Source organism: Rhodomicrobium udaipurense JA643, from assembly GCF_000636015.1.
Classification (GTDB): Bacteria; Pseudomonadota; Alphaproteobacteria; order Rhizobiales; family Rhodomicrobiaceae; genus Rhodomicrobium; species Rhodomicrobium udaipurense.
Genome location: NZ_JFZJ01000133.1, coordinates 1 through 8,578, shown reverse-complemented (window position 1 = coordinate 8,578; position 8,578 = coordinate 1). Strand labels below are relative to the sequence as shown.

At 58.6% G+C, this 8,578-nt stretch carries 7 protein-coding genes; 4 read left to right on the top strand and 3 right to left on the bottom strand.

Annotation, left to right across the window (positions count from 1 at the left end; translation table 11 throughout):
- Positions 1–185: 185 nt before the first annotated feature.
- Positions 186–1,598 carry an alginate export family protein gene (locus T281_RS14630; RefSeq protein ID WP_037240907.1) on the bottom strand — a complete coding sequence of 471 codons (1,413 nt, stop codon included), beginning with the start codon at positions 1,596–1,598 and terminating at the stop codon, positions 186–188.
- A 553-nt stretch (positions 1,599–2,151) separates the two neighbouring features.
- On the opposite strand from T281_RS14630, the gene T281_RS14625 reads away from it, so the two are divergent.
- The 4 genes from T281_RS14625 to T281_RS14610 all read left to right on the top strand — a co-directional run bounded on the left by T281_RS14625 (position 2,152) and on the right by T281_RS14610 (position 6,417).
- The gene (locus T281_RS14625; protein ID WP_037240905.1) at positions 2,152–2,991 is read left to right on the top strand and encodes a transporter; all 840 of its coding nucleotides are present in this window, start codon (positions 2,152–2,154) and stop codon (positions 2,989–2,991) included.
- Positions 2,992–3,269: 278 nt separating this feature from the next.
- Positions 3,270–5,141 (top strand): methanol/ethanol family PQQ-dependent dehydrogenase, encoded by a 1,872-nt coding sequence (locus T281_RS14620; protein WP_037240902.1) that lies wholly within the window; start codon positions 3,270–3,272, stop codon positions 5,139–5,141.
- Between the two features lie 167 nt (positions 5,142–5,308).
- Positions 5,309–5,926, top strand: a complete 618-nt coding sequence (locus T281_RS14615; RefSeq protein WP_052037538.1) for a pentapeptide repeat-containing protein — start codon at positions 5,309–5,311, stop codon at positions 5,924–5,926.
- Positions 5,923–6,417 (top strand): c-type cytochrome, encoded by a 495-nt coding sequence (locus T281_RS14610; protein WP_037240899.1) that lies wholly within the window; start codon positions 5,923–5,925, stop codon positions 6,415–6,417. Before T281_RS14615 ends, T281_RS14610 begins: the two co-directional genes overlap by 4 nt.
- A 437-nt stretch (positions 6,418–6,854) precedes the next feature.
- On the opposite strand, the gene pedF is transcribed toward T281_RS14610, so the two are convergent.
- A complete protein-coding gene (gene pedF / locus T281_RS14605; protein ID WP_037240896.1) occupies positions 6,855–7,277 on the bottom strand; it encodes a cytochrome c-550 PedF in 423 nt (140 codons plus the stop codon).
- A 285-nt stretch (positions 7,278–7,562) separates the two neighbouring features.
- Positions 7,563–8,330 (bottom strand): cache domain-containing protein, encoded by a 768-nt coding sequence (locus T281_RS14600; RefSeq protein WP_037240894.1) that lies wholly within the window; start codon positions 8,328–8,330, stop codon positions 7,563–7,565.
- Positions 8,331–8,578: the final 248 nt, after the last annotated feature.

Here is an 8,578-nt window from a genome sequence, read left to right as displayed (position 1 = left end):
GTGACGCTGACAGGACAGTTCCTGACAGGCAGTTAGGATCCAGCGCGGCGCATGCGCCTTTAAGCCAAGTCAAATTTGCTTGACCTAAAAGAAGCGCTGGCGTCGCGACGAAAGAACCATCGGCCCGCATTCCCCCCGGGCCAGCATTTTATATTGGCGCCGCCCGATGCAGCGGCGACATCACCTCAAAACCGAACCATGACCTGAGCGCGTCCGTAGTCGAAGTCTGAACCTCTCGCACCATCCGTGCCTTTGGCCGCGCTGATGTAATCGCCCGCGAAGACGTGCGCGAAGACCGCCTCGACCTTGATGAAGGTATTCACATCCCATTCGAGTTGCAGTTCCGCTATCTCGGCAACGCCACGGGCGGTAGATCCGGCAGTTAATATGGTGCCCGGCGGCCCATAGGCGGAATCGGCGACGGTATCCTTCCAGACCCAGTTCCAGTTCACTTCGATGAAGATATCGTGCGGAAGCTGAAACTGTAGGTAGGGCGAGATGTTGATCGCGTTCGAAAGGCCGATGAGCGACATTTCCGCGATCTCGCTTGCGGCAGGGTAAGGCGCTGCGAAGGTGCGAAAGGTTCCGTCATTGAGGTTTCTATCGCCGGTGCCGTAATGGGTGCGGAAGCCGAGCCGCGGCTTGATTTCCGATTCCTTCGGAATGCCGACGAGGCTTCCGACGCCGCTGCTGATGTCGCTGTTGAAGCCGAAGGCGGAGATGTCGGCGGTGCCGAATGTGCCGAACTGATAGGCGCCTTCGACCGCGTATTTCACCGGCCCGATGTCGCCCGACACGCGCGAGCCGAGCGTCCATCGTTCTTCGCGCGCAGTGCCTCGGGCATAGCGCGCACTCTCCTGTTCGCGGTCCATCAAGTATGTTTCAACCGTGAAGGGCGCGCCGAGGGGCTTTTTGGCGATCGCGTAGATGCCCTTGAACGTCTCGACCTCTGATGTCGTATCGTCGAACCAGCCCTTGTCGATGATCACGGGTTTTGCGTCGAAAGCCCTGACCGTAAGGCCGCCGTTTATATATTCCACGAGCGCACCGTCGAAAGTGCGGCGAATATTGGTCGGGTCGCGCACAGCGAGCCACCGCGTCGGGCCCAGCCAGAGCTCCTGGCGACCAAGCCTGATTGTCAGCGTACCATCGTCGGCGGACGGCAGGATGAAGTCCGCGAAGCCCTGCCTGAGGTCGAGACCGCTCTGATCGTAGGCGCGCGTGGTAACGCGGCCATCCTCAGTCGATGCATCCACCTGCATGAAGGCACGGAAGTTCTTCGAGAGATGTACATCCGTGTGGAGCATGATCCGCTCCTGATTGGAGGCGAAGTCTTTCTGTCGGGCGTTCAGATCGAACAGATAGGGAGCGAAGGTGTCGAGTCGGTAGCGGATCTCACCGCCGAAGCTGATGTAGTTTTCAGGCGAGCCGAACAGCGGCATGTATTTGAGCTGCTCGTAGCCGGTTAGCGACTCGTCCTTTTTTGCCAGCCAGGAGTAATCTTCCTTCCAGCGGTAGAACTTGAACTCGATCTCTTCCTTGCTACCAACTGATGATGCGCTGCCCTCGGCCTCGGCGCGCGCCGTCGCGAAAATCATCGCGCAAGACGTACAGAGCAGGAACAAACACGCCCAGCCGCGAACCAACAAAGCCCGCGCTCGACGCGGTGCTCGAAAATGCCCACCCATTGCTTTCCCCCGGCCCGGCCCGCACTTCCGCAGGGCGCGGACGACTGCCCAGTCGCTGCTTTTTTTCTCCGAGTTGCGCCTATTGTTTTGCCCAAAGCGCAACGGGAAATTCGTTCTAAGCCAGATCGTTGAACGCCGTCATGTAGCCTTTCGGCTAGAGCTTCGCGCCGTGAATGCAACCGCTCGCGGTGTTTCGTCCAAATCCAACTCAATCCACGGTTGCTATCTAGATCGACTCCAACGTGTGTCTTTCTGGTTTCGCTAGTTCGCAAATGCGCAGGCTAAGCTCGAACTTTCTGCGCGACCCCGTTGACTAATAATGTTTCAATAGCGATCCTCCAAACGATTTTTTCGATCTGTTACGCGGTGGTTTGTTTCAGGAGTGCGTATCGTTTTTTTCTATAGTTTCAATAGCCAGTGCGGGTCGGGCATCTCAGGACGATTATTGAAGAGGGCAGAGGGAATGAAGCTGAGGATAGCGGCAGCCGCGGTTGCGGCGCTAGGGGCAGGCGCTTTTGAGGCGCAGGCCGGTTCGATAACGCAGCCGGGCGAAACAGTAGGTCTCGCGCTAGGCGCACCGCTGCCGGAGGGGGTATACTTTCTAAACACCGGAAGTGTTGGCGGTTTTCGAGCAGTGGGCGAGGATGCCACGCTCGGTGTGAATATTCCCGTGCTGGCGTGGTCGACGCCATGGCAGGTGGCAGGCGGCCGCATCGAGGCCTATGCAGCCGTGCCGTTCGTGGGCTACAGCCTGCCCAACGATACTGATCATTTTGACGTCTACAATCCGTTCTTCACGGCGGGCATCGCGTGGGATCTCGGCGGGAACTGGGGATTCAGCACCTTCGTCGGCGCTTACGGCCCTGTCGACAACGAACTAGGTCAGAACATGTGGGTGTTCAACAGCCGTTCGGCGTTGAGCTACACCGGTAATAACTGGAACCTGACTGCTCATGTCATCGTTGGTCTGACCGGCGAGGATGAAAATACCGGCGTCAGGACACATCCCGACTATGTCAACCTCGACCTGACTGCGGTCAAGACCATCGATAAGTGGCAGGTGGGCCTCGTCGGCTTCGGCTCGTGGGATACGAGCGGCACTTTCTACACAGACAAGAAGCAGTCTCAGTTCGCGCTGGGCGGTCTCGTTGGCTACGACTTCGGCAAGTTCACACTGCAAACCTACGTGACGCATGATGTCTGGACGGAAAACTACGAGACCGAGGAAACGCGCGGCTGGCTGCGCCTCATCCTTCCGGTTTGGTCCGCGCCGCAGGCAGAACCTGTCACCTACAAGCGCTGACGTTGAACATTGGTCGCGCCCGCCTGTAAATTTCGTAGCCTTTTCACCAAAAGGACGAAGATCTTCGACCTTTGGGCAATATCAGCGACTATACAGTCGCCATAGAGTTTAGCAGCCTTCACATCAAGTGAAGGGAAATAAGAAAATTGGGGAGGGACGCCGGTCATCACAACATCGGCAGTCTTGCATCGGCGTTCATTTTTGTAGGGCGCGAGCGCTGCTTCTCGCCCCGCAGCCCCACTGCGTTTGGATAGTGAAACGACCAGGAGACTCACTGCATGAAATTGCCTCATTTTAAATCCGCTGTGGCGGTTGCGGGCTTACTCGCCGCCCTTGCCGTGAGCGGGCCTGCCTTGGCCGGTCCGGTGACATGGGAAGATATCGCTAACGACGACAAAACGCCGGGCGATGTCCTGAGCTACGGTCTCGGCCTCAAGGCCCAGCGCTTTAGCAAACTGGACAAGATCACCCCAGATAATATCGGCGCCCTTATCCCGGTGTGGAGCTTTTCATTCGGTGGCGAGAAGCAGCGCGGACAGGAAGGCCAGGCGCTGGTTCATGACGGGGTGATCTATATCACCGCGTCCTACTCGCGTATATTTGCTGTCGACGCGAAGACCGGCAAGCGGCTATGGGAATACAACTATCGACTGCCTGATGATATCCGCCCGTGCTGCGATGTCGTCAATCGCGGTCCGGCTATCTACGGCGACAAGGTTTTCTTCGGCACGCTCGATGCTGGCATCGTGGCGCTGAACAAGGACACCGGCAAGCTCGTCTGGAAGAAGAAGTTCGGCGATCACACGGTCGGCTACACCATGACCGGTGCTCCCTTCATCGTGAAGGACCAGAAGAGCGGCAAGGTGCTGCTTATCCATGGGTCTTCGGGTGACGAATTCGGCGTTGTCGGCTGGCTGTTCGCCCGCGATCCCGATACGGGCGAAGAAGTGTGGGCCCGTCCGTTGGTCGAGGGACACGTTGGACGTCTCGGCGGCAAGGAATCGACCCCAACCGGCGATCCGAAAGCGCCCTCCTGGCCGCGCGACAAGGACGGCAATCTCGTTGAGGCATGGAATCACGGCGGCGGCGCTCCGTGGCAGACGGCCAGCTTCGATGTTGACACCAACACCATTGTGATCGGCGCGGGCAACCCGGCTCCGTGGAACACATGGAAGCGCACCAAGGAAGGCGACGATCCGAAGAACTGGGACAGTCTGTTTACCTCGGGCCAAGCCTATGTCGACGCCTCGACGGGTGAACTCAAGGGCTTCTTCCAGCACACGCCGAACGACGCCTGGGACTTCTCCGGCAACAACTCCATCATCCTGTTCGACTATCAGGACGCGAACGGCAAAACGGTGAAGGCCTCGGCTCACGCCGACCGCAACGGCTTCTTCTTCGTCACGGACCGCGAGAAACTGGCAACCGGCGCCGGCTACCCGAACAAGCCGACGGCCTTGATTGGCGCCTGGCCGTTCGTCGACGGCATCACCTGGGCTTCCGGCTTCGATCTCAAGACGGGCCGTCCGATTGAAAAGGACAATCGCCCACCGCTGCCAAAGGGCGACGCGCAGAAGGGCGACAGTATCTACGTCTCACCGCCCTTCCTTGGCGGCACCAACTGGATGCCGATGTCCTACAGCCCGCAGACCGGTCTGTTCTACATCCCGGCAAACCATTGGGCTATGGACTACTGGACCGAGCATCTGACCTATAAGGCTGGTGCGGCGTATTTGGGCCAGGGCTTCCGCATCAAGCGCGTCTACGACGATCATGTCGGAATCTTGCGCGCCATCGATCCGAAGACTGGCAAGATCGCGTGGGAACACAAGGAGAAATTCCCGCTTTGGGGCGGAACGCTGACGACTGGCGGCGGGCTTCTTTTCACCGGAACGTCCGATGGTTACGTCAAGGCGTTCGACACGAAAAACGGCAAGGAACTCTGGAAGTTCCAGACCGGCTCGGGCGTCGTCTCCATCCCGATCACCTGGGAAATGGACGGCGAGCAATATCTCGGCATTCAGTCCGGCTATGGCGGCGCGGTTCCGCTCTGGGGCGGCGACATGGCCGAGCTGACGAAGCAGGTGACGCAGGGCGGCTCCATGTGGGTGTTCAAGCTCGCCAATTTCGGAAAGCAGGCGAGCAAGTAATCGCGCATCGCTGAAAGGCCCGACCCGGCCTAGACGCCGCCCGGACAGTCCCCGGCGGCGTCTCATTGCCGGCTAACCTCAGATGCATGGCGCGGAGGCATGCCTTCCGCGCTTCCCGCAACCGTCAGTCGGTCGTCCCCGAACTTGGCGTCCGACACGAGGAAAGCATGACCTTTCGATTTCCGAACAAAAAACTGCGCTGGTCTTTGGCTGGCATCGCGCTGGGGAGCCTGCTTACCGCAGCTTCGTCGGTGTCGGTGTATGCCGACGATACCGACGAAGAATCCCTCATAAAAAACGGCTGCGGAATGTGGCCTCATGCACAGTGCCAAGGGGTAGATCTGCGACACGCCGATCTTTCGGGCAAGAACCTCGCTGGCGCCGATTTTTCGGGAGCAAAGCTTGCGCGGGCGGATCTGCGCGGAGCCAACATTGCGGGCGCAAACTTCGACAATGCCGATCTGACGGCAGCCCGTATGAGCAAGGTTACCGCGCCCACCGCGACGTTTCGCAATGCGCGGCTCGTCGGTGCGGATCTGGAATTCGCCCGCCTGTTTCGCGCCGATTTTTCGGGCGCCGATCTGACGGCAGCCAATCTGGAGGCGGCTCGGACCAATTTCGCCTGGTTCGTCGGTGCCAAGTTGGTCGATGCCAATTTGCAGGAAACGAAGTTCTTCACGGTGAACTTCAAGGACGCGGATTTGACCGGCTCTTACCGACGCTTCACCATTTTTCCTGAGTCCTTTTTCGAGGGCTGCAGGGGGTGTCCGGAGGATTGGAAATGAGGCGATTGCTTATCATCGGCTTCTCACTCCTAGCGGCACTGGCTCCAGTTCGCGCCGAGGAGGCGGCCAACCGGCCTAGCGTGGACGCATCACAGCTCACGGCGTTGGGCATCGAGTGGCGGCGCGTGAACCCGTACCGCGGCAACGCTGCCGCGATCGAGATCGGTGGACAGGCATTCGCTCAAACTTGCGCTCGCTGCCACGGACCGGAAGCGAACGCAACCGGGCATCCGGCGCCCGATCTTCGCCGCATGGATGTCGCCTGCAGACGCATCAAGACCCCCGAAATCAAGGCGAAGTGCATTGCAGACAACGACCTTTTCTTCAGCAACAGCGTTCGCAAGGGAAAAACCATTGTTGGCGTCGTTCATATGCCCGCTTGGGAGCCGGTGCTGGGGCAAGAACTGATCTGGGCCATTCGTTCCTACATCGAGACGCGTCCGCTCACGCGCCTCGAGCCGAATCCATCCGAAACGATGGCGGCGCACTAGGTTTACCCAGTTTGATGAAGGCGTAGTTGCAGCCGCATTCGATCAGGTCGAGCCTGATGGATGCGGCTTCTTTTTTGAGATAAGTGCTTTTTCAATCGATTGTTGCTGCCTCGACTTCGGCATTTCCAACGAGGGCATGTGCTCTTCGTGCGGGCGCATATCGATACAAATACTTCCTGCTACCGCACACCGTTCAGCGCTCCTTTACCGGTTCAGCCGCTGTCTGAACAACGAAAAACTCACCGACATTGATCGAGCGTGAACTGAAGTTTCCCTTCTCCGGCAGCGCTGGTGTGAGGTGGCAAGCGATGTGGCCTACAAACGTCCGGCGGCGCGTCTCGAACCCAAGGCAGGAGGCGCGCCGACAATCGGAGGCATGGTCATCTCTCTGAAAATACGTAAGGATTTCGTGCGCGAGCGACGCAGAGCAGCTTCGACTACTCCTCGTGGACCGTCTCCAGCCATGCCCGGATGCTCCACATGGCTTCCTGGCTGAGGATGCCCTCAAATTTCGGCATATAGACGCGGCCATCGCGAGTCGAGCCACCGCGAATGCGCGTCAAGAACCACTCATCGCCATCGAGGCCGGTTGGCAGGTAGCGCAAGTCCGGGGCAATGCCACCCGAGACCGCTCCGAGACCATGGCAGCGAGCGCAGTTCTGATTGAAGGCCGCAGCGCCGATCTCGATGGCTTTCGGATTGCTGCGATAGGGATTTTCGGGAAGCCATGCCTCGCCGAGTTTTGGCAAGTCTTTGGTGTCGACTGGCTGGGGGGCCATGTCACCATGCGCTAGTGCTGTGCCTGTCGCGGCCGCGAGGAGAAGGGCGGCACCGCCCAGGATCGTCTTCAGCGTTTTCATCGTCTCAGGGCTCTCGCAGATTAAGTCGCGTGTTTCGTTTCAATACTAGGATAGGTATGGCTCCGGCCTATTCAGCCATTTGCGCAAATACCTGACAAAGGCGTGCATCTATTGAGATGCTGCGCCAGATCGTCTTGATGTCGCAAACCGCTCTATTTGAACGGATTGGGCGAATGCATGTTAGCTCAAGCCCGGGCTTAGTCGGCGTAGTGACGCCGAGCCAATCATCGGATCGGCTAATTTTGTGGCGAGCTGCGTCTGACGCAGGCTTGCGAGCAGATAACATCAGTTGAGGTAGTAGCCGACACCTACGATGTAATCACCCACACGGCGGATGAACGAGCGCTTGTGCTCCACCTTGTTTTCGGCACGGTTGAGCCAAACGTAATCCACCTCGCCTGACCCTGCTGACTGGGCAATATTGATCATTTCACGGACCAATTCCTTGCCTTCTGCGTCTTTCATTGCAAGAGCATCCGTGCCGGTAAGGGCAGGATTTGCACCCGAGGCCATGTATCGGCCCTTCATGTCGAAGACAAATACATAAAGTTCCCGAGCAACGAACCCACCATTAGCCCGATCATTGAAGGCGACGAAAGCGCGCTGCGGTCCTTCGCGCTCAACAAAGCTGACAGCGCGATCAAGAAGAACCTGCGCCTGAGCCGGTCCCATGTTGTCGGACTGCGCCTTGAGGTAAGCGAGAAGATAATCTTGCTCCGCCCTGTCGGTAATGGCGACGTGTCGCATCCGCGTTCCCGGAACGAGCTTCGTATTGTCCGAGATCCACTTCCTTAGCGTTTCCTCATTCCAGACCAGCCCGGATGACTTCAAGCCGTCGGAATAAACGAATGTAGGGAGCGACGCGGCTGGGCGCCCCACAATCCCATGCAAATTCGGCCCGAAGCCGAGCTTGCCTTGATCAACTGAATGACAAGCCTGGCAGCGGTGAAACACCTGCCGTCCGGCGATTTCCTCTACCGTCTCCGCCCCCGCGATATTCGCGGATCCGAGAACGCCGACGATCGCCAGAATCGCACCGCTTTGACGTCTCATCTGTTTGATATCCCTCCAGAAACCACTTTGGCCCAAGCTAGCATGCTGCCAGCTATTCGACCTATGTTGCGTGCAAGCCGCCACGACGTTGGGCATCTTCCGGGGCTTCCCGCAGAACGCTCACGCTCACGAGGCAAGCCCCGACCAGCTCATCGTGGACGAGCTGCAGACTTCTGAGAATGTCGGCACCATGCGCTGCTCCGCCGAGCTTTTTGAGAGCCGGGGCGGAGCAGCCATTGGTTTATCAA